This window comes from Nostoc sp. FACHB-152 (assembly GCF_014697475.1).
Lineage (GTDB): Bacteria > Cyanobacteriota > Cyanobacteriia > Cyanobacteriales > Nostocaceae > Nostoc_B.
Genome location: NZ_JACJRV010000008.1, coordinates 101,377 through 126,746, shown reverse-complemented (window position 1 = coordinate 126,746; position 25,370 = coordinate 101,377). Strand labels below are relative to the sequence as shown.

The window sequence follows — 25,370 nt, the reverse complement described above, 5'->3', positions numbered from 1 at the left end:
TTACGAACTACGAATTACGAATTATTCAATTAGTGCGTATTCACGGGGTGACTCTACTAAAGGTTCTTGCCCACGGAGGACGGAATTATCACTAAATTTTTGTCGTTGGTCGATGGGTGCGGGATTTAGCCAGTCTGATTCCTGCATTTGACCGCTTTGGCTGTATGCCGTTAGGGCATTTTGATAGCAGACTTTCTGCACATCTGTTTCCGAAATGCCGCGTTCTAGCATGAGTAGGGCAGTTTTCGGTACTGCGAGGGGGTCACTTACACCCCAGTCGGCACTGCTGTCTACGATGATGTTATTACTGCCATATTGCCTGACAATTTCTACCATCCGGGCATTACCCATTTTAGTATTCGGGTAAATGGTGAATGCTGCCCAAAAGCCTCTGTCAAGAACTTCTTGCACCGTTTCTTCGTTATTGTGATCGACAATCACCTGTGATGGTTTTAAACCATGTTCAATGCAGACATCCATACTGCGGCTTGTACCCGCTTTTTTATCGCGGTGCGGTGTATGAATCATCACCAACATATCTAGCTCTTTTGCTAGTTCTAGCTGGAGGCGAAAATATTTATCTTCGGCTGGGGTCATGTCGTCATAGCCAATTTCACCAATGGCAACCACGCCCTCTTTACAAGCATATAACGGTAATAATTCCATTACTTGCTCTGCTAAAGCTTCGTTATTCGCTTCTTTAGAATTCAAGCCAATGGTGCAGTAATGTTTAATGCCAAACTGTGAAGCCCGAAATCTTTCCCACCCAACTAAGCTGCTGAAATAATCTTGAAAGGAACCAACATTAGTACGTGGTTGACCAAACCAAAAAGCCGGCTCAATTACTGCCACAATTCCCGATTGCCGCATCATCTGATAATCATCAGTAGTACGGGAACTCATGTGAATGTGGGGGTCGATAAACATCATGTTGTTAGTAATAATGTTGTTATCCATAAATTTTTTCCGCTTCCTTTCTTCGCAAATCTTCTATCATTTCAGCGTCCGCAAATTTCTCTACCAATCGCCAAATTTCTGGTGATACTAAGCGGTTGGCACTATAACGTTCGTGAGCATAATCAATCAACATTCTGGATAATTCACGGTTAGCACGCACATCTAAACCTTGAATTAAATGCAACGGACTGCCTACAAATAGTGCTTTTAGCACCATCTGATTCCATGCCAAATTATCAAATTGTTCTGCTGGATAAGGATTGCGTAAAGCCACAGCATTGAAGACTGCTGTCATGTTACTGCGAATTCCTTCGGCGGCGCGCTTTTGAAACTTTTCTGGGTAAGGTAACAGAGGTAAAGCTTGATAAAGTGCAACTAATTCACCGACATCAGCCGCTTTAAAGACTTGTTCTAAAATATATAAATATTTGTCAGAATCTATTTGTGGCAGAGTTAATACTAGCAATGTACGTGCAGCTTGGTCTACGCTCCAATGGCTAGGAAACCAACCTATCCTCATGGTTGAAGCTGTTTTTAGGTCTTGGGTAGTTAACTGAAGTTGATTTTTACCTACATAGCGCGGAACTTTGCTAAAAGAACTAAAAAATACTTTTGCATCAGCACCACTGCTTATCTGCTTTCTTATTTCATCTAACCAAGTAAGAGCTTCCAAACTTACTTGTCGTGTTACCCAGTAGGTTAGTAATTCATTAATGCTTGTTAATTTTAAATTTGTTACAGCAGACATAATAAACTTGTCCGTAAAGTTATAATCCAGCCTGTCAAAAAATTGTCAGTCTAGATGTATTCAAACAATTTAAAAATAGGCTTTGGCATGGCTTGTGATTGTTTAAACGCTTAAAATTTGAAACCAAATTTTATCCTTGAATAAAATTTACTATACTGTATAATTTGCAAAAGCTTGATAAAGGAAATATCAAGATTTATACGTAGATGCTAATGCTTAATATACACTTGAGGAAAGTATGAAGGATAAAGTCTAAATTGTATCTTCACCCTTCATAGCTTTAGGTGATTAAAACATTCTTTGGTGTTTAACCGATGGCTTTCTGTTGCCGATTTTTCCGCAACTTAACAGCAGCAGCACCAAAGCCAAATAATCCTATACCTAAGATTGAAGTAGGTTCAGGCACTTTAGCTCTGTCTTCAACTGCTAAAACTTGAACGCGACCTTGGAAGAAATCGCCGACATAAAGTTTGCCATCTTTGTAGCTTGTGCCACCTGTCCAGTTAAATCTCCCTGGAGTGAGGTCAAGGGGGTCGCCAAAGGGTGGCTCACCTAATCTAGGTGCTGGCACAATTGCGCCAGAAGCATCACGGGCAGGTTCACCAAATGCAGTTAGGAAGTTACCGTTTTTATCAAATACCTGAACGCGGCTATTGATAGAATCTGCTACGTAGATATTCTCAAATTCGTCTACTTCTAAACCAATTGGCTGATTAAACTCTCCAGGGCCAGTACCTTGTTTACCAAAGGTCAATATAGGCTTACCTTCGGGACTCAGTACCTGAACGCGGTTGTTAAACTGGTCACTCACATAGAAATTACCACTAACTGGGGAAATTCTTACACCTGCTGGCCCTTGAAACTGTCCAGGTGCAGTCCCAGATGAGCCAATGGAGCCTAGAAGCTTGCCATCTGGAGTGTATTTATTAATCTTATCGCCGCTAAAATCACCTATATATACATTCCCCTCTTTATCGAATGTCACGCCAGAGGGACCAAAGAAAGCTCTACCAGGAATGAGACCACCGAATGAGCCAAAGGAATTAATAAAGTTGCCTTGAGGATCGTAAACATTAACGCGGTTGTTAAAAACATCACCTACGTATAAGTTCCCCGTTTGCGGTGAGATTTCTAGGGCTGATGGTTCGTCGAATTCTCCTACCCCTTTGCCGCCTTTGCCAATTGCACCAATATAGTTACCTTGAGGGTCAAAGACTTCAACTTTGTTACCGATATTCGGGTTAAAAGTTCCGTCGGGGTTCAGACCGCGCCCGTTACTGACGAGGGTATTGCCGTCTTTATCCACGGTAATACCTTGGGGGACAAACAGCTGTCCAGGGGCAAAGCCAGGGCCACCAATGCTACGTTCGTATTTTAAACTTAACGACAAAGCTTGGGCAGATGTGGCCAATACCATAAATCCGGTACTGGCAATAGCGATCGCAAAATGTTTTACTAATCCCATGAGTTTTACAGTTCTGGTATACTTTTGCTAGACTAATCTCGCTCCCAGACCTCGTTTGGGAAATCGAAAATTCGGGCTGCTGCCTCCTGTGTGATCCAACTCTTTCCCAGTGAGGCAGCAGTCCATTCTGTATGTTAATGAATTAGACTATCTCTGCTTTAGTTAAAGCTTGACTTTTGCGCTTTTTCATCGCCATTCTGCCAAAGGCCGCGACCAAAATTGTGCCGAAAATCGTGCCGGGTTCAGGTACTTTCTTCGGATCAATTCTGAGTATTTGTCCTGTACCTGCAAGTCTAGCTCGGTTGGAGGTGTAGAGAAACCCATCAGGGCCGAAAGTCAGACCAGAAGCCGCTTCTAATCCATTGCCATCCAAGATAGTTGTGCGAGTACCATCCTTAGCTATTTTGATAATGGAACCACTAATATCACCAGTAATAATGCCGCCTTGCTGAATTTCTTTCCATTCGGAATTGTTAATGTGTTGCAAGGCATATAAGTTGCCTTCATTGTCATAGGTAACACCAGTTAGCTGAGTGAAACCATCAGCGATAGTTTTGATACTCAAATCATCAGGATTAACTGAGAAGATACGTGCTTCTTTTTCTGGATAAGGAAAGTATGTATATTCGCTGACTGTTAAAGTGCCATCAGGAGCGACCACAATTCCTGTAGGTACTGATTGGTTCGATACTGGCAGACCGCCAGCACCCTGTGTATAACCTGGAGGTAGCGGTGCGCCTCCTGTTGGGTCTGTTGTTCCTTCCGGAAGTGTAGGAAACTGTAGTTTATCAGGTGATAGCTGTTTAGTTGGTAATGCAGTTACTTTTTTAATTCCACTGCCATCAAGACCTACAGAATAGAGTGTATTTCCACCCCCATCTACGACAAAAGCTTTATCACCTTTAATGGCAAAAGCATAAGGGTTAGAAATTAAATCTGAACCATCAGGATTATAGTTGGTTTCATAGGCGGCGAAATCGGCAAGAGTTGTCAGCGCGCCAGTTGCTAAGTTTACTTTGTATAATTTGCCCAGGTCAGGCGATTTTAATACAGTATCTCGGTTCTTTGGATCACCTGCTAGACCTGTCAATAGATAAGCGTTACCTTGAGAATCAAATTTAAAATCTGCTGGCCCGGCGGCTTGTTCTCCAGAAGGAGTTAATGCTATAGAGGTGAGATTTGATAGGATATTGGTTTTTGTGCCGTCTTTAGCAATTTTGAGTAAAGTACCATTGGGTGCAGCACATAAAGGAATATATTGTGCGCTTGGTGAAGCAATACATCTTCCGTCTTTGCCATCACCTCCACGACCACTTTCAGTTACATAAATACTACCGTCAGAGCCAAATGCCAAATTTCGGGGATTATCCAAATCGTCGGCAACTACTGAGAAACTAGCAGCTTCGGCGGCTTTTGACCCAGCAACGATCGCAATACAAACGCTCAATAGTGTAATAGTTAAATGCTTTAGTTTCATTGGTCGCAAATTAGGATATTAGTAAAGTGTGAAAATTTGTGGTCAGTCATTTTTTAAAGCAAATGACTATGCGAGTGAGTTTTTAGGTTTGGGTTGGCGATTTCGTAACCAACTAATACTCAAAACGCTAAATGCTACTAAGCCAAAAGCAGAAGTAGGTTCAGGAATAGATTTTTGATTGTCTATTTTGATGATTTGTCCTTGTCCTGGGCGATCGCTACGATTGGAAATATAAATTGCACCATCAGCCCCAATGGTTAAACCATTGGGTGACTCTAAGCCATTGCCACTCAGAATTGTGGTGCGTGTGCCATCGGTAGCTATTTTGATCAGAGAACCATCGAAATTACCTTTCCACGCTGACTTATTGGCATACTGCAAAGCATACAAATTACCCGCAGGATCAAACTCTAAGTCTGTGAGTTGGGTAAAACCATCCGCATAAACTGTGGCTTTACCGTCAGTACCAATGCGGTAGATTTTGGCTCCCTCCTCAGGGAAGGGAAAGCCTGTAAATTGGCTGACGTAGTATGCACCATCAGGGCCTTTGACGACGCTAGAGGGTACTACTTGAATCGGCAACTGCGATGGTGGTGCTTCTGTGGAAGTTGGCACTTGTCCAGGTTCGTTGGATGGAGTACCTGCTGAGGGAAAGATTGGATTACTCAATATTTCTTGGGGAAATACTGTGAGTGCTTGCAAGTTACTACCATCTGTCTTGACACTGAGTAAGTTGTTTGCTCCAGCATCCACAGCAACTAAGCGATCGCCATCAATCACAAAGCCTAAGGGATTACTATTTAAATCACCTCCATCGGGGTTATTGAGAAGTTCATAGTTGGCTAAATCGGCAACAGTTGTCCAGGAATGAGTTTGGAAATCCGGGGTAATGATTTTTCCGAGACTAGTGTTGCCAAAGTTGCGATCGCGGAAGGTCGGATCGGCCCCATATCCCACCAAAATATAGGGCTTACCTGTCGCATCAAATTGGATGTCGCGCGGCCCTCCGGCTTCTGTACCGTTGGCTAAGGCAATAGAAGGCAGTCCTGTAAGTACAGGTTTGGCCTGACCGTTCTCTATCTTAAGAACCTGACCACTTGTGCCATAGCACAAATCACCACCTTGGCCGCTAACAGTTGGAACGCAATCTCCATTCCCTCCAGTTCCAGCCTCGGTGACATACAGTGCGCCATCGGGGCCAAAGTTTAAACCTCTGGTATTATTTAGTCCGTCTGCGATGACGGAAAATGAGGCTGCCGAAGCTGTTTTAATTCCGGTAACAGCAGCAACACAGAATGAGAGAAGAGCGAGTGTGAGTTGTGAGAGTTTGATGTGTTGCATTTTTTCAACGCAGAGGATCGCAAAGGTAAACGCGGAGGGGAATGAAGAATGAAGGGTGTGGGGTGTAGGGTAGGTTGTTGATATTCTTTTCCTTACACCCCTACTCCCATACAACCTTTATTTACTACCAACTAATTCTGGTTCTTTTGCTACTGGTATATAGCTCATACCTCTATCAAAGGATTTGAGGTTGCCAGCTTTACCTTCTAGAAGGCGTTTGATGTTCATGCTTTCGGCACCGAAGTCTTCTATCTGGAGTTTGCCGTGAGGTAGTTGTTCACCGTTTTTCCAGAAGGTAATGCGATGCAGGATTAAACCAGAAGCATCAGGGTCGTTAAAAGCGTAAGCTGTAGGGATGAGCAGAGCTACAGAACGTTGATAATAGTTGTAGTCTGGATAGAAGTATTCTTCTTCTAATAAGTAATACTTGCTCAGGCTATGAACACGGATTGAGATTTTTACTTTTTGGTCATACTCATCCAAAAAGTCACCAGACTGTCCGCTAACTTCGCCTACGGGACGTACTAAATGCGCCCAGTCGTCAATATTTTTGACATCTTTTAAATAATCAACGGCAATCTCTACGGGAGCATCAACATAGATCGTATCTGTATCAATAAAGTAGCGTCCTTTAGCTGCTGTCTTATGACCGACTTTGCGTTCTAAATTAGCTTTGAGAGAACGACACTCGGAGGTGTGTACGGTGTGAATTCCCTGCATAATCATTGGTGTTTGGCGTTTGGGGTCAACAAAGCTTAACCAATGGAAGTACACACCTTGTTCGTCTGTTCCTGGCTCTATATAGTTGGGTGGGAAAAGTAGGACGGGGTAAACTTGGTAGTATTTGTTGTACTCCAGCCCGCAATGCCACTCAATGCCATAAAAGAGGGAGCTTTCGAGCCTCTTAACGTGATAGTAGAGATTTTTTTGATAGCCAGAGGCAGTTCCAAGCCAAGTATCTTCGTCAATTTGCTCTTTCATCCGGCTATAGAGTGTCCATTCATCTAAGTTTTTTAAACTACAAAGATACTCAAAGGCACTCTCTGGAGAAGTAGCTATATAAGCTGATGTTGCAAATGTATTTTTTTCCACTTTTGGCTCCTAAATTTAATAGCTAATTGCTCTGTACTAAGCAGCAATTTGCTGAGTCTTTCTGGTTCTGGCTTTTAAAATCCGTTCGTCTGCCAATCGTTTAGAGGCATCGTTCGTAGTAATTTGTTGCTGTTGAGCCATGCCAAAAATCTTGAGCAGTGTTTCGTATATATTATTTACTTGCTTGAAGGCTTTGTCTTCGTCATAGCCAATCATCTCGTTATAAACATTGATGATGCCGCCAGCATTAATTACATAATCAGGGCAGTAGAGAATACCTTTTTCTACCAGTCTCTGACCGTGGAGGCGTTCATTTTCTAGTTGATTGTTGGCAGCACCCGCAATAATTTTGGCTTTGATGAGAGGAATTGTTTGACTGTTAATAATTCCTCCCATCGCACAAGGAGAAAATATATCTACATCTAACCCATAAATTTCTTCTGGTTCGACAACAGTCGCACCAAACAAGTGTTTGACTTCTGCTGCTTTTTCTGGACTGATATCAGTAACAAACAGTTGTACACCATGTTCGTGTAAGTGGCGGCAGAGGTTTTTGCCCACGTTCCCTAAGCCTTGTACAGCAACTCTCATTCCTTCAAGTCTTTCAGTGCGCCAGCTAAATTCGACAGCAGCTTTCAGTCCTAAAAATACACCCAAGGCTGTAATTGGTGCGGGGCCTCCAGATTTTTCTTCAACACCAACTACATATTTAGTTTCTTGATTAATTGTGCGGACATCGTGAGGGGTAATATTGACATCCTGACCTGTGATAAAACGACCTTTGAGGCTTTCTACAAACCGTCCATAAGCTCTCAACATTTCATCTGTTTTATCTGCGGGGTTAGCAATAATAACTGCTTTGCCGCCCCCAGCAGGAATATTAGCACAAGCTGCTTTATAAGTCATACCACGGCTGAGGCGCAAAGCATCTCTTAAAGCAGCTTCTTCGTTGATATAAGGATAAAGTCTTGTAGCTCCCATTGCTGGGCCTAAGCTAGTGTCATGGATGGCAATAATTGCTCTAATGTCGGGGTTTTTTCCATGACAGTAAAGTACTTGCTCATGACCCATTTCTCTAACAGTTTCAAATAGTTGCATTTTGGTTTCTTTATTTTGATGATGAATTGGTTAGAGGTAGGAATAATGAAATGAAGGCAGCAAAATTAGCTAAAAGTGTGAAAAATTCTAACAAAAGGTTTAGCTAACTTTGCTACTTTGGTAAGATGCAGGCAGGTCAAAACTGAATGTTTGTGGTGTTTTGGTTAGCTAAAAAGTCTTCTTTTTAGTTGGCGATCGCCAATGGCCTAAATACTCCAGCCGGAAAGTTATACTAAGGGAAAGGAAACTTGCTTGGCTGGAGTTTTTATACCATTTGAGCCATTTGAGCCATTTGCTTTTACACCCTGGGCTGCCAAACTCTTATTGCGTCCACCAGATGGGGCGGGGCGGTCAGGATCAATCACAACATCGATAACAATGGGGCCTGTGGCGGCGATCGCTTCTTCTAGGGCGGCTTCTAAATCAGACTCTCTCAAGACTCCGATTCCTTCTGCGCCCATACCACGCGCAATCATCGCAAAGTTGGTTGGTGGCATCTCTGCATCTGCACCTTTTAAGCCCAATATTTTCATGCCTTGGTAGCACATATTATATCGGGCATCGTTGAGGACAATCCAAACCGCCGGGATTTGATATTTAACGGCGGTGCTGATTTCGTTATTCATCAGCATTGCCCCATCACCGACAATGGCAACAGCTTTACCCTTACGAGCGAGGGCTGCACCGACTACGCCTGTAACAGCGTGTCCCATCGCGCCAACTCCGGTACTCACCCGGTAACGATTGGGTTCGGTGAATCGTAGGCAATGAGTAGACCAAGTAAAGGAGTTACCGCACTCTGCTAAAACTAATGCATCACTACCCTCAACAACTATCTTTTGAATTGCTTCCATCAATATTTCTGGACGCACTGGATAGTCTGAGGCTGCTTCAATTGGTTCAGGCTGGGGGTTAGGTAGTAACTCAGTAGCAAAAGGAGTTTCTGGTAAATGCTCCAAAAGTTCCTGTAAATAGGCTTGAATATCAGATTGAATTGCGAAAGTATGAGCATGGGGATAAGCCACACCAGGAACTTCCGGATCTATATCCACATGGACAAAGCCTTTTGCAGGCACCATTGTCGGACTCCAGAAAGAAGTCGGTTCGCCGAGACGGGTTCCGAGTACGAGGGTACGAGCAGGACGATGCTTTTCCATATATGTAATGACGGAAGCATCACCACCCAAACCTGTAACACCCACAAATTGCGGGTGATCTTCGGGGAAGATGCCTTTGCCACGAGGGGAACACATCACGGCTGCACCAGTTCTCTCTGCTAAGGCGTAAATTTCATCAGCAGCATGACGCGCCCCAAAACCTACCCAGATAGCAAAGGGTTCGGAGAATAATAACTCCGCAGATTTAGCGACTTTCTCTTTTTGAGCAGTGATTCGATAAGGCGCAACATCTAGTTGTGGCCAGGAAATGCCTTCGACTAGACTTGTTTGCACGGCAGTTGGGATGCTCAAATGGGCGACAAATCCGCCTGGCTGGGCTAAACCCAACGCTAGTTTACGAAAAATTTGTGGTAGTTGGGCAGCAGACTCAACGGTGATTGCATAGTTGAACAATGCCCCTGAGGTGAACATTCCTCCACTAGGCAAGGTGTAGCTGCTGGTTTCTTGAATTGCCCAACGTCCACGTTGGGGTGCTGAGGTACAAGCCGACAGCAGAATTACTTTTGCACCTTCACCACGGGCAGCGAATAACCCGGTGAGGGCGTTGGTAATTCCAGGCCCGGCGGTGGTAAACACTACAGTTGGCAGCTCGCTAGCGAAGTAGGCTTCGACAGCCGCAAATGCAGCACCCGCTTCATGACGGAAGTTCAGTACCTGCATTTTGCTGTTCGACAAAGCATTCCACAGGCTGGCCATTGCACCCCCAGCAATGCCAAAGGCATCACATACACCTAGGTTGAACAGCATTTGGGCGATCGCTTCTGCAACCGTCAGCGTCGGGCTGACCTCGGTGGGTATAAATTGCTCAATCACAGTACTCTTTTCTAAATGCTCAAGCGGATGGGAATCTCTTGAGGCAGATTCTAGATATGTCATACCGTTAGAGGGTAATTCTTCGTACAGCTCTGTAGTTACGAGCGGAGAATTGGAATCAGTATAATTTTGGCTCATTGCTTTCACTTAATTCCCGATACTTGCACAAGGCTCTTGAGTATTCACTTAGTAAATCAGTGATATATAACACTAAGAAACTTGTTGCTTATTTTACGGACATGACCGGGCTAGGTTAAGACTAGATGTTTGTGCGGCTTGTTAGCCCAGGAATAAAAAATTTTTGAAAAAAGTGAAGAAAATCAAGGCAGTACTTATAAAATCCAGATTAGGGGAGATTAATACCTATTTGCAATGAAAAATCTTTTGATGCCGTTACCAATTCTTTCGCAATTGTTGCACTCGCTACATTTAGGCACTTAGTCAAGCTTCTTGATTGATATCTTGCGTTAATTAGCAAGTTGTGTCAAATTAAGTTTAAATAAATTAATGATAACTTCATGCTATTCAGCACTGTCATAGTCAAATTTTCACATTAATCGCTCATTTTTATGGTTAAATTAAAGTTTCAAAAATTACTCAGTGAATATTTTCAATCGCTTATATATAACTTCCTTCTTAAGGTAGATGAATCAATAATACTTATGAAAGAACTAAAAATAATGTATTACTTTAGACAGATGAGAAATGGGATTTCTGTATATTAGATTCCTGAGGAAGGAGTTAAGAAAAATTAAGAGGTGGCATTGATGAGCTAAAACTTACAATCTTAATTTCAATAGGATGGCATTGAAAACTACATAGCCATATTTCAATCAGGGCAGAGCTAGAGAAAGTTTTGGTAGTTGTAACCTCAAAGTTTAAAAGTGAAGAATAAGATTTACAACCCTATCAAAACTTAACAGTATTACCAAGCAAATCTGCATAGTTTAACATTTATCTTCAACGTCATAGCTAACTCTTCCTCAATTCCAGTAGGAAACTTCATGGAAGGACAAAAATAATTATTTTTGGAGTGAGGTTAGTTTAGGATATTGACGATTAAGCTGCCATTCAGTATGCAAAACTGTAGCAGTTCAGAGTTATGAGTGTTGAGCCTCCACAACTCAAAATTCACAACTTAGAACTAAGCTGTTAACCCAATCCCTGTTTATGACTCGGCAAATAGTTTGCTAGATATTCTGTGTTCAAAGTTTTAGTAGCAGAAAAATGATTACTGAATCATCAAAAAAAATTCTGATTATTGAAGATGATAGTATTACCCGTAATCTTTATCTAAAGGGTCTTAAACTTGAAGGTTTTGAAGCAATAGGTGCTGAAAACGGTTTGGTAGGCATTAAAAAAGCCCAAGAAAATCTGCCTGACTTGGTAGTTTGCGATATCATGATGCCTCACATGGATGGTTATAGCGTTTTGAGCGCGCTACACCAAAATCCTCAGACAGCAGCTATTCCCTTCATTTTTCTGTCTGCTAGCGACTCCAGAGAAGAAGTTCGTAAAGGAATGGAATTAGGAGCTGATGATTATATTACTAAACCCTCTACATTAGACGAATTACTGAGAGCGATCGCTATTAGATTACAAAAGCAAGATTCTATTCAAAAGTGGTGCAATAACATAGTGCAGAAAACTACACAATCAGTAGTTCCCGAACCACCTTCAACTGAAACTTCTACTTCTAAATCTATATTTCCGGCGATGCCGCAACTCAAAGAAGTATTTGATTACATTGAAGCTTATTTTAATCAAGGGATTACTCTTTGTGATGTGGCGGAAGCTGTTGGTTACTCACCTGCTTATTTAACTAATAGAGTAGCCAAACAGACAGGAGAAACTGTCAATAATTGGATTGTTAAACGTCGCATGGCCGAAGCTCGCTCTTTATTACAAAGTACTGATGAGACAGTCGAGCAAATTGCAAAACTATTAGGCTATCAACACGTATGCCATTTCTCGCGTCAATTTCGCCAACATCATGATTTACCACCCCATGCTTGGCGGTTGTGTTCTAAAAATAAACAGTCTTGAGCAAATATAGTAGGGGACAGGGGACAGATTACAGGTGAGAGGCTTAAAAGGCTTGTAGTGTATAATGATTTCCTCAACTATACTCCGATTGCCATAAAATATTGTCAGGTGAAAGCGATCACTATCAACCAAAAGCAGTAGAAATTTTACACAGTATTTGTACTCTCCAAAACTATTCGCTCATTCAACGGTTGAATTGGGCGGGTATTATGAGGAAATAACTGTGCAAATTTAGCTATTTGTTCATAAGATACTTCAATTGGGTTTTCCATCACGTACCACGTCACATTTTCTGAACAGGGTGGGGTAGTGAGAGAACCAGAATAAGTCAAAAACCTGTGTTCTGCTGGTAATAATTGAGAAGCATTAATCACTACACCCGCTTCTGTGTTTTCTTCTCCCTGTTTTTCCGGCATAGTATCCCAGATAGTTTGCAAGTTTGGGTTAAATTTTCCTGCTTTTAAAAATACACCTATGACTGCTAAATTACCTGTTTGATGACGGTGAACGAAATGCAGTTCCATATCATATAATTCTCCATTGATGCGGTGTTCGCTGGGATGATGAAAATGGAACTGAAGCAGGTTGAAAATTTGGCGATTACACTCTATAAAACTTCCAGGTTGATATTTAACTTGGATGGTTTTGCCATTATTAATCACATTCAATGGTGATGGCTGATAGTTAATCGCCAGTAAATCTTGATTTTTGTCAGCATTTTTAACACTGGCAAATTCTAAATCAATAGGTGTTTGTCTTTTGCCTGTATAACAAAGCTGAAAATCAGATGAAAGTTTACCCCAATACTCTGGGCCTTGTTTGCCAATATATCCCCAATTTGCTGTTGTCGCTGCGGCTGAAGAGGTAACACAATTAGAAAGCGAAGTGCCTAAAGCACTCATACCTAATAACTTGAGTAGTTGCCGTCTGTTTAAATTACCACTCATAACATTACCCAAACTGTTACTTACGCTGAGGGCAAACGATCACAAGGTGCGGAATACCCTACTTACTCTATCGTGATAAGCACACTCATACTGTAATTGCAAGTTTTGTAACGTTAACGTTATGTTTATTTACATAAAGTTATAAATATTAATCAGTAATGGATATGACAATCTTAGTTGCATCATTAGTTTTGGGCTGGGTCGCCGCAGCAACATTAGGTTCTTTAGCTTATTTCTTAGGTGAGCAAACTAAGCCTATCCACGAAAGGAACTGGCGTTCTGAGTCTTTTGAAAAGTTAGCTCAATCCATTACAGGTAAGGAAATAGATTATAGCGATCGCACTCCTGCCTATGCAATGGATGCCTATGCCAGCAGGACTTTACCTCAGTAAAATAGGACTGATGCACAGGTAACAGCAACATGAACTACTACTGTTACCTGTAAAAACGGTTTACTTGTCTGTATTCTCCTGTGCAGCCAGCCGGACAGCTTCTAATTCAACATTAAGTTGTTGAGCAATCTGTTCTGCACTCATCCCCGTTTTTAGTAGTTAAGGCACGACTACTCTCAACATTTCAGTTTTCTGTTCTTCCCGTCCCTCAGCTTTTGCTTCTTGGTAAACTCTGGTTTCTTCTAAAGTCAGTCCCAGCATAGCTTCTACTTCCTCTCTACTCAACGAAGAAAATTTGTAAACAGCAATTGTCGTAATAATATCTATTATTTCGTTTTTAGGCAGTGCAGCAGTTGACTCTAATTTTACCCGCTCGATTAATTGCTTTGCTTGCTCCGCCATTGCTTCATCCGATGCAATTGTCAACTGCATTAAATTGATGCCTATTGGCAGAGTAAGTAAATAATTAATTATTATTCGCTTTTTTTAATAAACTTGCTTACAAAACTCACAGCCATCAGAACATATGACTAGAAACGCATACAGATTTGCTGCTGCTTGGGAGCATGAGCAGATTGTATTTGGGGCTTCCAGACCAGGCTACTCTAATCAACAGGTGTCTGATTGGATTGAGTTCATGAAACAGCAAAATATCAAACGAGTTTGCTGTCTTCTTGCCGAAAAACAACTAGCTTCTTACTCAAATCTTTTAGAGAGATATCAACAAGAATTTGGTAGCCAAAAAGTTTGCTGGACACCTATTAAAGATTTCCATTTTGCTAGTTTAGAAGCACTCACACAGAAAATATTGCCTTTTTTAATAGCAGCCGACAAACAAAATGAAAAAGTAGTTGTACACTGTTCTGGTGGTATTGGTCGTACTGGTCATGTGCTAGCGGCATGGCTAGTTAGTGTGCGGGGATTATCTAATAAAGATGCGATCGCAGCCGTTAAAAGCACAGGTCGAAATCCTTATGAAGCTACGATCGCATCTGTGTTCACTTTAAGAAACCCCCTAAAAGTTGTAAATGAACTGAATGAACTTTTAAATGATTGTCGTCTAGCAGTCCACTTGATTAATTCTGATGAATAAAACTGATGTAGTGATACAAAAAATAAAAGGGTGTAAGAGTTTTGCTCTCTTACACCCAATTTCAAAAATTAACCTTTAGGACAAAAAATATTTTGTCTACCTAAACTTACAAAGGACGATAGACGCGATAGTTAATTTCCGGGAAGATATTATCCATTAATTCAACTTTTTCTAACCAACCGCTATCAACTTTACCGATTTTGACATCCTCATAGAGTTTATTAAAGCGCATAAGGTGCGATCGCGTCCGGCGCACTGCATAGGGAACCATTGTTCCTGTCCGCATAATAAATGCCCAGTCAGAAGATTGTGCTAGCAGCAGTTCGCGTGCAGCTTGGTTAAGTGCGCGCCATTCCAACTCATCTGCTGGTTCTAGCTTCGAGATTTCAATCATACGTTCTGCGGCTTTGTGCAGATGCGGGTAAATCCAAGCGTTGGTTTCATTCAACCAATATTCATGGAAACCTTTGTAACCCCAACTTGATTGTGAAGGGCGGCAAACTTGCTGTGTTGGTTCTAACCGTAAATAATCCGCCAAGTGAGTCATTTGATATGTACCTTGGTCATACCATGACTTGCGGAACAGGTAATCGATAAACCAAGGGCCTTCATACCACCAATGGCCAAATAATTCTGCGTCATAAGGCGAAACAATAATTGGCGGACGTTGCATAATGCCGTAGAGATGTTCCGCCTGACGTTCGCGGTTATACATAAAGTTAGCAGCGTGTTCTGCTGCCTTTTCTCTTGCCCAGTAAGGGTCATAGAGTGCTTTATCAGATAAACCTAAGCCCCGCCCAGTAATTTTGTGATACTTAATCCCTGTATTTTTGCGCTGACCATTGGGCATAATGTAGGGTTTGATGTATTCATATTCTGCTTCCCAGCCCAAGTCTTTATAAAACTCTCGATATTCTGCTGCGCCAGGGTAACCAACCTCAGAAGACCACACCTGTTGTGAAGATTCATGGTCGCGGCCAAAAGCTGCAACACCTGTTTCTGTAAAAATTGGTGCATAGCTACCAAAGCGGGGGCGGGGACGGGCGTAAAGAATACCATGCCCATCCGTGAGAAAGTAACGCAACCCAGCGTCCGCTAGCATCCGTTCCAGACCTTCATAGTAGGCACACTCCGGCAACCATATACCTTTAGGCGGACGACCGAAAGTTTGTTCGTAGTGTTCGCAAGCTACTTGAATTTGCGCCCACACGGCTTGCGGATACATTTTCATCAGTGGTAAATAGCCGTGTGTAGCACCACAAGTAATAATTTCCAGGTTATCGGTGTCTTGGAACTGCTTAAATGCAGTTACCAAATCACCTTTGTAACGCTCCCACATCTGGCGTGCTTCGTTAAATTCTGTAGCGTAGTGTTCAGCCAGATAACGGATATGTCCGTTGTGGGCATTATGCTCGACTTCCAGTTCTGTCAGTTCTTCTAGCTTGGCTAAGTGGGCATCATAGCGTTCTTGCAACAAAGGATCGCGGAGCATTGACACTAAAGGTGGTGTCATACTCATCGTAATTTTAAAGTCGATACCGTCTCGCTTTAAGCCCTCAAAGACTTTCAGTAAGGGAATATATGTTTCAGTGATAGCTTCATATAGCCATTCTTCCTCTAATACATAATCACTTTCTGGGTGACGTACAAAAGGCAGGTGTGCATGGAGTACAAGCGCGACGTAGCCAATAGCCATAGTAGTTTCGGGGTGATACTTATAAATTTAATGTCGAGGGATTTGGCGGAAATTAACAATATTTTAAGACCTTCTGGGGATCGTATTAGTCCGATTGTCTTGAGAAAATTGGATTTGGGAGATAAGGGAGTGTGGGGGCAATACTTTTCGGTTAAGCATTTTTAACTTGTAATCTGGTTTTGGGAAAAGGTTAAAGGGTAAGGGTTAAAGGTTTTCTTCTAATTTTTCCCCTTCTCTTTTCCCCCTTAACCGAAAAGTATTGGATGTCAGGGTAGGCAGAGGTAGAGAAATGACAAGAAGAAATTTTAGATAGTTAGCTTAATTTGTACCGACTTCATCCTTTTAGTAATTTTATTTTTTCGCTAGCTGCAAACATACTGCTCAAGTTGTATGAAACTAGTTTATTTTGATAAAAAATGTATGGTTATTTATCTAGCCCTGAAGATAAAAGCAAGTTTGAGAAAGCAATTAGAACTGTAATCAAAAGCTATAATTTTAATTTCAAAGACATCAATCTCTAGGCAGAACATCTATTATTTATCCCTCTCAAAAGCCCTATAATACTATCGTCTTAGGTGGAATAAACTTTAGATAAAACTTATGTCTTTTGTGGGAGTTTACGCGTTTATCAACTTAAAAAATAGTTGCTATACTAAATTAATAATCTAATTAAATAAGAATTTCTCAGCAAACAAAATAAATTTGCTGATGGTTCTATATGGGTAGTTAAACCCATTTAATGAGTTAACGAGTTAGACAAAAATAAAATCATGAAATACGTCAGCAGCTTTTTAAGCACGCTGCTAATTGGTGCAGGGATCTGTTCCTTGCCTCAATTAGCAGCGAATGCAGTTACTTTAGGTAGTGGCACGATCGCTTTTGAGCAACCACCACGTCTAGTTAGTGCTAGTACGCCATATAATGATGCGAGTGCGTCTAATACGACCTACTACTTTACGGTGGAAGTCCCAGCCACTACTAAGGAATCACTACAACAAGTAACTTTTACGCAAGTATCAGGAATTGAAAAGATTGAGTTCAATCAAAATAATACTGCTGCTTTTTTAGGAACACGCGATCGCCGTGGTGAAAAGTTAGCTGTCAAATCTTTATCCAGCAACGATAATCAGAATTTCACAGTTAATTTTGCTCAACCTATTCAACCAGGTCAAACCGTAACTATTGCGTTACGGACTTACCGCAATCCCTCTAATAGTGGAGTTTATTTATTTGGTGTCAAAGCGTTCCCATCTGGTGAACAAACAGTCGGTCAATTTCTCGGCGTTGGTCGTCTGCAATTTTATCAAGACACCTACAACGAAAGTTAGGGAGTAGGAGCGGGGAATAGGAAATTCTTTTACTATTGCCTGTTCCCTGTTGCCTATTGCCTTAGCTTAATTTATTAAATAAATCAGCTAAAACTACATTAGAAAATAAAAAACCTTCTGGATCACTTAATCGCAACCTTCCTTCTAAAACTTCGACCCAACCTTTTTCAAAGTAAGGTTGTAAACATTGGTGAATTTTTGCAACCATTGCATTGCCAAAATCTCTCTCTAAAGTGGAAATACTAATACCTTCTGCTAAACGCAACCCCAACATTAAAGTTTCTAACAATATATCTGTGGATGGAGTTATTTCACCATCAATCGCACAACCAGCTTGTACCCATTGATAATATTCTTGAGTTTTACGGGGACGAGTGAAGCGTTTTTTTTCTATATAACTTGCTGCACCCATACCAAAGCCATAATAAGGACGATTTTCCCAATAAACCCGATTATGCTGGCATTGATGCTCAGGCTGGGAATAGTTAGAAATTTCGTAATGTTCATAACCTTTACCAGTCAATACTTGCTGACCCATACGGTACATTTTGACCGTAGTTTCATCTGTAGGTAGAGGATTATCACCTGGTTGGTAATAGCGACCAAATGCAGTTCCCGGCTCAATCGTCAGGTCATATATAGATATATGCGTCGGTGCAATAGCTACTGCTTGATTTAAAGAATCTTGCCATTGATCTAAAGACTGATGCGGCAGACCCGAAATTAGATCTATGCTGAATTCGGGAATCTCGACTTGGTGAATTAATTCTACAGCTGCAAAGATATCTTTAACTGAATGCGATCGCCCAGCGACTTTTAACAATTCTTCCTGAAACGCTTGTACGCCCAAGCTTACACGGTTCACTCCCAAGCTCCGATAGCCTGTTATATGTGCCAAATCAAACGTGCCTGGGTCTACTTCCATTGAAATTTCGACTTCAGGTGCAATGTCAAAACGTTTTTCTAATGCTGCTAATATACGTTCCAACTGTTCGATAGACAGCAGCGAAGGAGTTCCACCCCCAAAGAAAATTGTTTTTAGGGGTTGACCAAAATTCGGTGTGATGGCGATTTCTTGACATAGTACTTCCACATAGTGGGAGATAGTACCAGAGGTTTCACCCCGCAGGCGATCGCCTACCACAGACACAGGAAAATCACAATAAAAACACCGCCGTCTGCAAAAGGGAATATGCACATAAGCAGAACTTGCAATGCAGAAAATATCAACTTTTTGAATCATTTTGAGCAATAATTACTTAACTTAACTAAGAATTACAAATTACAAAAATAATTAGATTTTTTACGATTTCTTATCGTTTTACAACAAAACCATGAAAAATATTAAAATAAAGCTCTTTAGTTATAATATTTGCAGATATTCCCTGCTTAAACCCTTAGCCTAAGTCAATATTGATTATTCCCTTTTGCGATGAAATCAAAGAAATTTGACTTTATCAGGTCAAACAATTGCAGGAAAACAACACAACCATGCTGGATGCCATTATTATTCTCTCATTCATCCTGGCAGCAGCAGGCATAGGTTTCTACAGCACCGATCTGCTACCTGATGGCACGCTAGATCGAGTCACCAACCTAGAAGCTTTACGCCTAACAGTTGCCGTCTTTGCCGCCATTATTGGCGGTGCAGTTGGACTAAGTTTCCAGACGACCTACCGCCGCCTAGAAGCACAAGTCCGCGAAATGCCACTCGAAGTTATCTTAACTCGTGCTATTGGATTAGTCATTGGGTTACTGCTAGCAAACTTAATGCTGGCTCCGCTATTTTTGCTACCCATACCACCAGATTTTAGTTTTATTAAGCCCTTGGTAGCAGTTGTGGGCAGTATTATTCTAGCTGTTACTGGCATGAATTTGGCAGATACCCACGGGCGAGGATTGTTAAGGTTAATCAATCCGAACACTGTGGAAACAATGGTAGTAGAAGGTACATTAAAACCTGCTAATACCAAAGTTTTAGATACTAGCTGTATTATTGATGGTCGTATTGAAGCACTACTAGAAACTGGGTTTTTAGAAGGGCAAATTATCGTGCCACAATTTGTTTTACAGGAATTGCAACAAGTAGCTGATGCAAGTAAAGACCAAAAACGGGTGCGGGGAAGACGCGGGTTAGAAATTCTCAACCGGATTAAAGAAGCTTACCCCGATCGCATCTTAATTAATTCCATAGACTACGATGATATTCCCACAGTCGATGCGAAATTAGTCCGCTTTGCCCAAGAAATCAACGCTACATTGCTAACCAATGACTACAACTTATCTAAAGTTGCTAGCGTGCAGAAAGTACCTGTTTTGAACGTTAACGATTTAGTTAACGCCGTGCGTCCTACCTACTTACCAGGCGACTACTTAGACCTCAAAATTCTCAAAGAAGGGAAAGAACCTAGTCAAGGTATAGGCTATCTAGACGATGGCACAATGGTCGTTGTGGAAGAAGGTAGCAGTTATGTAGGCGGTGAACTGCGAGTAGTAGTCACCAGCGCGTTACAAACTTCCGCCGGACGCATGATTTTTGCCAAACCCCAAGCTTCAGCATTGGCGTGAGGGAAATGCCTGTTCAATTCAAATTAAATCATCTATCAGCGCGTAATATCGGTGCAGGTTAACTGCACCGATTATTTATTTAATGAACATCCTACTAACGGCTCACGCCACTAGCAAAATATAGAAGAAACACAATTTCTTTTCTTATTGCCTTATTGCCTTATTGCCTATTGCCTATTGCCTGTGTTTCTCGAAAGGTGTTTAAATTCATGCTTTCTACCCAGCTTGTAAAGACTGTATTTGCTCTATTGATAAGCCTGTAACTTGTGCTATTTGTTCTAATGGCATACCAGTATTAATTAAATTTCTGGCAACTTCCATTAAAGCTTCAGCTTTACCTTCGGCTTTACCTTCAGCTTTACCCTCAGCTAAAATGTCTTGATAAATTACTGATTCACGCATAATATCTGACCTCAAAATTCTTTTGATGACCTCTTGATCTAATACTAAACCAGCTAAAATTGCGGTAGAGGCAGCTATATGACTTTGAGTTTTTAATTCATTTATCCTGTTAATTTGTTGCGCCACATCGTTAAGTATTGATTCCGGGTCATCTGTGTTACTCAAGGCTGCAAAAGGTAAAAGTCCTGGCGTTCGCAAGAAGACTTCGGCTGGTTCTTCCCAAAGCCTGATAACTTGAAATTCATGGCGGGTTCCAGGAATACTAAATATATTTTGTCGCGCTAACTCTGAATTTGTTGGTTTGAGATAAATTACAACTTGATTCATCGCCTTATCTGGGAAGCGGCGATAAACGCGAACCCGATAATCTAGCATCCGAAAGGGAATTTCAGGATCAGTCTGGGTTTGAAATTCTAGATGCAAAACATTTTGTGCTGACTGTAGCAGAATTAGCGCATCAGCACGAATAGGTTCAAGAGATAATTCTGAAGGACTAAGTTCTGTTAGGATGATGGGTTCTCCTAACAACCAAGTAGCGAAGTCAGCAGAAAAGTTTTCAGCCAGAAATTTGCAAATGTTGTCAAACATATTGCAATTTTATCAACTGGTGTGTAAATGCTTTACAAGTGTACAAAAAATGCCAGGTTCCATTCGAGTTAAATTGTGCGAACTTTGTAGTCAACCTGCACCCATGTTATATAGGGTTAAATATAAAGAAGACGGCGAATGGGTTTTTGTCTGTCCTGAATGTTGGCCAATAATTAGTACAGATAACCCTTTTTATGTTTATGGCGGTACTTGGAAAGCTAAAAAGAATAAAAAGTAACTTTCAATTTCAAATTAAAGCTCGTAAATCTCTAAAGGTAGATTGTCTGGGTCTTTGAAGAAAGTAAATTTTTTACCGGTAATTTCATCAATCCTAATATTTTCTACATCAAGATTATGAGATTTTAAGTCAATCACAGCTTGCTCAATATTGTTAACTTTAAATGCCAAATGCCGTAAACCACAAGCTTCAGGTTGGCTTGGCCTTTGAGGAGGATTTGGGAAAGAGAATAACTCAATTTGGCTATTTTCGCCTACACGCAAATCTAATTTATAAGAATTCCGCTCTGCACGAAATGTCTCTTGAATAATAGAAAAACCTAAAACTTCCACATAAAACTTTTTAGAGCGTTCATAGTTAGAACAAATGATAGCTACATGATGAATACCAGTTGTTTTCATAATATTTTTTAGAAATAAAATATAACTATGAATCTTGTAAAACTGTTTTCGAGACAATCCGCGTCTTTTTCAGTTCGGCTGAGGAGAGTTCTTCGCCAGCTTGCAGACGCGTGGCGGATGTTTGTAGGATAGATGCGGCGTTGGTATCTCCGATTTGCAAGGCGGTTTTGGCAGCAGTTTGCAGCATGGTTGCTGCACCAATGCGATCGCCTTGTTGTAATTTCACTTCGGCTAACTGGGTTTGGCGATACTTAGCTAAAGTCAAAATTGACTGCTGTACTTGAGTATTTAATGCAGGTTGATATTTCTTAACTATGTTTGCATATATTGGCACAAGCGGTGACAGTATACTCTCTTGCTTCCTTACTGGGTCATCGTAGCGAATTTGAATATGCCCAATCACTTGTTCCCCTTCTGGTAATTGTCCCAGATAGATATTCGCCAAAACTACCCGTTCTAAATCCTGCATCAAATCGCCTAAACGCACAGCAAAGCCGCCACTAGTTTCTGGCTGTACTGGTAACTCAATAGTATCTGGGGAAACTTGCGCGATGGGTTTGAGTTCTGCGAGTCGGACGTTAGGCACAAAGGAAAACAGCAAATAAGCATTTGTTAGCCCTACTGATTGGATTCGACCAAACAAACGGCTAAATTGCTCTACTGCTTGTTCTGGATGCTCAATATAAGCTAAAGTTCCGCCGCCAGCATCGGCAATTTTTTCTAGTAAATCCTGGTTCCAGTTATTGCCAAATCCTAGAGTATTGATTGTCAGGTTGATTTTAGCTGCCTTTTGCGCTAATTCTAAACAGCGTTTATTGTCATCTGTGCCGATTTCCCACTTCCAAAGCCGCAAACTGCTTTCACCATGTCCATCGGTAAGGAGAAAGGCTTGGGAAACAGCACCTTTTGCACCTTGCATGAGTTCTGTGATTCCCAACTGCAAACCCTCTGCAATGGCTGTACCACCACTGGCGTTGAGTTTGTCTTTCAACTGCGATTTGATGCTGCTGGGATCGTGAACTACTTGGTGAGGAATAATCACTTCTGCCGAACCAGCAAAGGCGACAATTGAGATGCGATCGCCTGGCTGTAATCTATCTAATAATTGCTCTACTGCTTTAATTACAGTTTGCATAGGCTTGCCATGCATGGAACCGCTTTTATCTAGAATTAAGCATAAATTGAGCGGCAAACGCTCCTCAAACTGATCGGCAAACGCAGAAATCGAAATTGCTAATTGACGTTGGCTGCTCTTTTGAGCCACATCAACGTTACTATCATTGAGCGACCAGAACAATTGAACTTTCATTGCGGTGGGTTAACTTGCAACACAGTTTTCGAGACAATTCTGGTTTTCTTGCGATCGCTTTCGCTTAAATTTCCGCCAGATTGCAGTTGAGTGGCAGAAGTTTGCAAAACCGTGGCTGCACTTGTATCTCCCATTTGCAAAGCAGTTTTAGCAGCAGTTTGCAGCATGGTGGCTGCGCCAGCGCGATCGCCTTGTTGCAATTTTGCTTCTGCGAGTTGGGTTTGGCGATACTTAGCTAAAGCCAAAATCGATTGCTGCACCTGAGGATTAATATCCGGTTGGTAAGCCCTGGTAACATTTCCATACACAGGCATATTAGGCGTAAATAACCCAGTTTGATTTTGTGCAGGGTCATCATAGCGAATTTGAACATTTGCGATCGCCTGTTTACCTTCGGGCAACTGTCCCAGATAAATATTAGCTAAAATTACTCGTTCTACATCTTTCATTAAATCGCCTAAGCGGATTGCAAAGCGTCCATCTGCTTCTTGTTGGAAAGGGAGTTCGATAGTGTCTGGGTAAACTTGGGCGATGGGTTTGAGTTCTGCCAGTCGCACATTAGGCATTAAGGAAAATAAAAGATAAGCATTAGTTAAGCCGACAGTTTGAATCCGGCTGAATAAGCGGCTAAACTCATTTACGGCTTGATCGGGTTTTTGAATATAAGATAAAGTACCTAAACCAGCATCGGCAATTCTTTCTAAAACATCCTGGTTCCAGTTGTCGCCAAAGCCCAAAGTGTTCAAAGTCAAATTGTAGCCAGCAGCTAACTGGGCGAACTTAAAACAGCGACTATTATCGCCATGCTCATTTTCGCCATCTGTTAACAAGAAAGCTTGGGAAATTCTATCTTTTTTGCCTTTGGCTAACTCTTCAATTGCCAAGCGCAAACCTTCGTCAATTGCAGTCCCGCCATCAGCAGATAAGCGGTTAATTTGCTTTTTGATTTGTTCTGGGTCTTCAACAGATTGATTGGGGATCAAGACTTTTGCTCGATGATCGAAGACTACCACACTGAGGCGATCGCTAGGCTTGAGTTTGTCAACTAACAAACTAGCGGCTTTTTTGACCGTTTCTAGTGGTCGGCCATTCATCGAACCGCTATGGTCAAGAATTAAACATAAATTAATCGGGAGTTTACGGTCTTGAATTTCTGCGATCGCAGAAACCGAAACCGACAGCTGACGCTGGCTGCTGGTTTGATTAGCATCAACATTTCCATCATTCAGGGCAGGCTGCAAATTGACCTTCATAACCCAAACTTCCTAACACAGGACATATACATATAAATAACTTCAAATTACCAAATCAGCGATACGGAAAACTGATTCTGCCCAGATCGATTAAGATATTCACAATATCTTAGAAGCCTAGCTTTAGCAGATGCCAGCTATCTCGCCCATTAGCGAGGAAACCGCACCTGATGAAAGCTGGCATCACGCTAGGATGTATTACAGTTAACGGCATAATTCAGGCGATCAGTTGCTATGGACATTTCCCCCATCAAGGCTGTTCAAGCCCAATACTACGGCGATAACTTCTACCGGACACCGCCGCCAGATTTACCCTCTCTACTTTTAAAGGAGCGAATTGTCTATCTGGGAATGCCACTGGTGCCTGCTGTCACAGAATTGATTGTGGCGCAACTTTTGTATTTGCAGTCAGACGATCCCGAAAAACCTATTAAAATCTATATCAACTCGACCGGTACTTCCGGTTACAGTGGCGACCCAGTTGGCTTTGAAACCGAAGCCTTCGCCATTTTTGACACAATGAAATACATTAAGCCACCCATCCACACCATCTGTATCGGCTCTGCGATGGGTATGGCGGCAATGCTACTGAGTGCTGGTACTAAAGGCTGTCGCGCCAGCTTACCCAACTCTAGCATTATCCTGCACCAGCCCAAGAGCTACGCCCAAGGTCAAGCAACGGATATTCAGATTCGGGCGAAGGAAGTTCTGGCGAACAAGGCATCGATGCTTGAGATTCTCTCTCGCACCACCGGACAGTCGGTAGAAAAAATTACCAAAGACATGGATCGTCTCTTCTACATGAGTCCTTACCAAGCTAGGGACTACGGTTTAATCGACCGCGTGTTTGAAAAAGAAGAACTCGCCAATCCACCACTGCCTGCTAGTGTCCTTTAAGAAGGCAGAAGGCAGGAGGCAGGAGGCAGGAGGTAGAAAAAAT

At 41.7% G+C, this 25,370-nt stretch carries 22 protein-coding genes and 1 pseudogene; 7 read left to right on the top strand and 16 right to left on the bottom strand.

Features of this window, described 5'->3' with window-relative positions; genetic code table 11:
• Positions 1–21: 21 nt before the first annotated feature.
• The 8 genes from H6G76_RS09905 to scyA all read right to left on the bottom strand — a co-directional run bounded on the left by H6G76_RS09905 (position 22) and on the right by scyA (position 10,307).
• On the bottom strand, positions 22–957 hold the full coding sequence (locus H6G76_RS09905; protein WP_242056363.1) for a TatD family hydrolase: 936 nt from the start codon (positions 955–957) through the stop codon (positions 22–24).
• A complete protein-coding gene (locus H6G76_RS09900; RefSeq protein ID WP_190699116.1) occupies positions 950–1,705 on the bottom strand; it encodes an EboA family metabolite traffic protein in 756 nt (251 codons plus the stop codon). The genes H6G76_RS09905 and H6G76_RS09900 overlap by 8 nt, the downstream gene beginning before the upstream one ends.
• 307 nt (positions 1,706–2,012) lie before the next feature.
• Positions 2,013–3,170: a scytonemin biosynthesis PEP-CTERM protein ScyF gene (scyF, locus tag H6G76_RS09895; RefSeq protein ID WP_190699112.1), complete on the bottom strand. Its 1,158-nt coding sequence runs from the start codon at positions 3,168–3,170 to the stop codon at positions 2,013–2,015.
• 142 nt (positions 3,171–3,312) lie between these two features.
• Positions 3,313–4,647: a ScyD/ScyE family protein gene (locus H6G76_RS09890; protein ID WP_190699109.1), complete on the bottom strand. Its 1,335-nt coding sequence runs from the start codon at positions 4,645–4,647 to the stop codon at positions 3,313–3,315.
• Positions 4,648–4,713: 66 nt separating this feature from the next.
• A complete protein-coding gene (locus tag H6G76_RS09885) occupies positions 4,714–5,979 on the bottom strand; it encodes a ScyD/ScyE family protein (protein WP_313934763.1) in 1,266 nt (421 codons plus the stop codon).
• Positions 5,980–6,105: 126 nt separating this feature from the next.
• Complete coding sequence (gene scyC / locus H6G76_RS09880; protein WP_190699104.1) at positions 6,106–7,080, bottom strand: scytonemin biosynthesis cyclase/decarboxylase ScyC; 975 nt, start codon at positions 7,078–7,080, stop codon at positions 6,106–6,108.
• 36 nt (positions 7,081–7,116) lie between these two features.
• The gene (gene scyB, locus H6G76_RS09875; RefSeq protein ID WP_190699100.1) at positions 7,117–8,178 is read right to left on the bottom strand and encodes a tryptophan dehydrogenase ScyB; all 1,062 of its coding nucleotides are present in this window, start codon (positions 8,176–8,178) and stop codon (positions 7,117–7,119) included.
• Positions 8,179–8,405: 227 nt separating this feature from the next.
• Positions 8,406–10,307 (bottom strand): scytonemin biosynthesis protein ScyA, encoded by a 1,902-nt coding sequence (gene scyA / locus H6G76_RS09870; RefSeq protein WP_190699096.1) that lies wholly within the window; start codon positions 10,305–10,307, stop codon positions 8,406–8,408.
• A 1,089-nt stretch (positions 10,308–11,396) separates the two neighbouring features.
• Here scyA and H6G76_RS09865 point away from each other — a divergent pair.
• On the top strand, positions 11,397–12,215 hold the full coding sequence (locus tag H6G76_RS09865) for a response regulator (protein WP_190699093.1): 819 nt from the start codon (positions 11,397–11,399) through the stop codon (positions 12,213–12,215).
• A 146-nt stretch (positions 12,216–12,361) separates the two neighbouring features.
• Here the strand turns inward: H6G76_RS09865 and H6G76_RS09860 are convergent, their stop codons facing one another.
• On the bottom strand, positions 12,362–13,162 hold the full coding sequence (locus tag H6G76_RS09860) for a carbonic anhydrase (RefSeq protein WP_190699090.1): 801 nt from the start codon (positions 13,160–13,162) through the stop codon (positions 12,362–12,364).
• A gap of 164 nt (positions 13,163–13,326) precedes the next feature.
• On the opposite strand from H6G76_RS09860, the gene H6G76_RS09855 reads away from it, so the two are divergent.
• Positions 13,327–13,554 carry a photosystem II protein, Psb35-related gene (locus tag H6G76_RS09855; RefSeq protein ID WP_190699087.1) on the top strand — a complete coding sequence of 76 codons (228 nt, stop codon included), beginning with the start codon at positions 13,327–13,329 and terminating at the stop codon, positions 13,552–13,554.
• Between the two features lie 60 nt (positions 13,555–13,614).
• On the opposite strand, the pseudogene H6G76_RS09850 reads toward H6G76_RS09855, so the two are convergent.
• Positions 13,615–14,010: pseudogene (locus H6G76_RS09850) on the bottom strand (DUF2887 domain-containing protein); the annotation flags it as partial.
• Positions 14,011–14,080: 70 nt separating this feature from the next.
• Here H6G76_RS09850 and H6G76_RS09845 point away from each other — a divergent pair.
• Positions 14,081–14,647 carry a dual specificity protein phosphatase family protein gene (locus H6G76_RS09845; protein ID WP_190699079.1) on the top strand — a complete coding sequence of 189 codons (567 nt, stop codon included), beginning with the start codon at positions 14,081–14,083 and terminating at the stop codon, positions 14,645–14,647.
• A 106-nt stretch (positions 14,648–14,753) separates the two neighbouring features.
• Here the strand turns inward: H6G76_RS09845 and H6G76_RS09840 are convergent, their stop codons facing one another.
• Entirely contained in the window at positions 14,754–16,343 is a 1,590-nt protein-coding gene (locus H6G76_RS09840; protein ID WP_190699075.1) for a glycoside hydrolase family 57 protein, read from the bottom strand.
• 770 nt (positions 16,344–17,113) lie between these two features.
• Between H6G76_RS09840 and H6G76_RS09835 the strand changes: the two genes are divergently transcribed.
• A complete protein-coding gene (locus H6G76_RS09835) occupies positions 17,114–17,671 on the top strand; it encodes a DUF2808 domain-containing protein (RefSeq protein WP_190699073.1) in 558 nt (185 codons plus the stop codon).
• A gap of 61 nt (positions 17,672–17,732) precedes the next feature.
• Here H6G76_RS09835 and hemW read toward each other — a convergent pair whose 3' ends face one another.
• Entirely contained in the window at positions 17,733–18,914 is a 1,182-nt protein-coding gene (gene hemW, locus H6G76_RS09830; protein ID WP_190699071.1) for a radical SAM family heme chaperone HemW, read from the bottom strand.
• Positions 18,915–19,162: 248 nt separating this feature from the next.
• On the opposite strand from hemW, the gene H6G76_RS09825 reads away from it, so the two are divergent.
• Entirely contained in the window at positions 19,163–20,239 is a 1,077-nt protein-coding gene (locus H6G76_RS09825; RefSeq protein WP_190699068.1) for a PIN/TRAM domain-containing protein, read from the top strand.
• 216 nt (positions 20,240–20,455) lie between these two features.
• Here the strand turns inward: H6G76_RS09825 and H6G76_RS09820 are convergent, their stop codons facing one another.
• On the bottom strand, positions 20,456–21,229 hold the full coding sequence (locus tag H6G76_RS09820; RefSeq protein WP_190699066.1) for an Rpn family recombination-promoting nuclease/putative transposase: 774 nt from the start codon (positions 21,227–21,229) through the stop codon (positions 20,456–20,458).
• 49 nt (positions 21,230–21,278) lie between these two features.
• Here H6G76_RS09820 and H6G76_RS09815 point away from each other — a divergent pair, with 49 nt between their 5' ends.
• Entirely contained in the window at positions 21,279–21,467 is a 189-nt protein-coding gene (locus H6G76_RS09815; protein ID WP_190699063.1) for a hypothetical protein, read from the top strand.
• Positions 21,468–21,481: 14 nt separating this feature from the next.
• On the opposite strand, the gene H6G76_RS09810 is transcribed toward H6G76_RS09815, so the two are convergent.
• The 3 genes from H6G76_RS09810 to H6G76_RS09800 are packed head-to-tail and all read right to left on the bottom strand — an operon-like array spanning position 21,482 to position 24,430.
• Positions 21,482–21,868, bottom strand: coding sequence for a VOC family protein (locus tag H6G76_RS09810; protein ID WP_190699061.1), 387 nt, complete (start codon positions 21,866–21,868; stop codon positions 21,482–21,484).
• A 25-nt stretch (positions 21,869–21,893) separates the two neighbouring features.
• Complete coding sequence (locus tag H6G76_RS09805; protein WP_190699059.1) at positions 21,894–23,177, bottom strand: VWA domain-containing protein; 1,284 nt, start codon at positions 23,175–23,177, stop codon at positions 21,894–21,896.
• Positions 23,174–24,430 (bottom strand): VWA domain-containing protein, encoded by a 1,257-nt coding sequence (locus H6G76_RS09800; RefSeq protein ID WP_190699056.1) that lies wholly within the window; start codon positions 24,428–24,430, stop codon positions 23,174–23,176. The genes H6G76_RS09805 and H6G76_RS09800 overlap by 4 nt, the downstream gene beginning before the upstream one ends.
• Positions 24,431–24,664: 234 nt before the next feature.
• Between H6G76_RS09800 and H6G76_RS09795 the strand changes: the two genes are divergently transcribed.
• Entirely contained in the window at positions 24,665–25,327 is a 663-nt protein-coding gene (locus tag H6G76_RS09795) for an ATP-dependent Clp protease proteolytic subunit (RefSeq protein ID WP_190699053.1), read from the top strand.
• Positions 25,328–25,370: the final 43 nt, after the last annotated feature.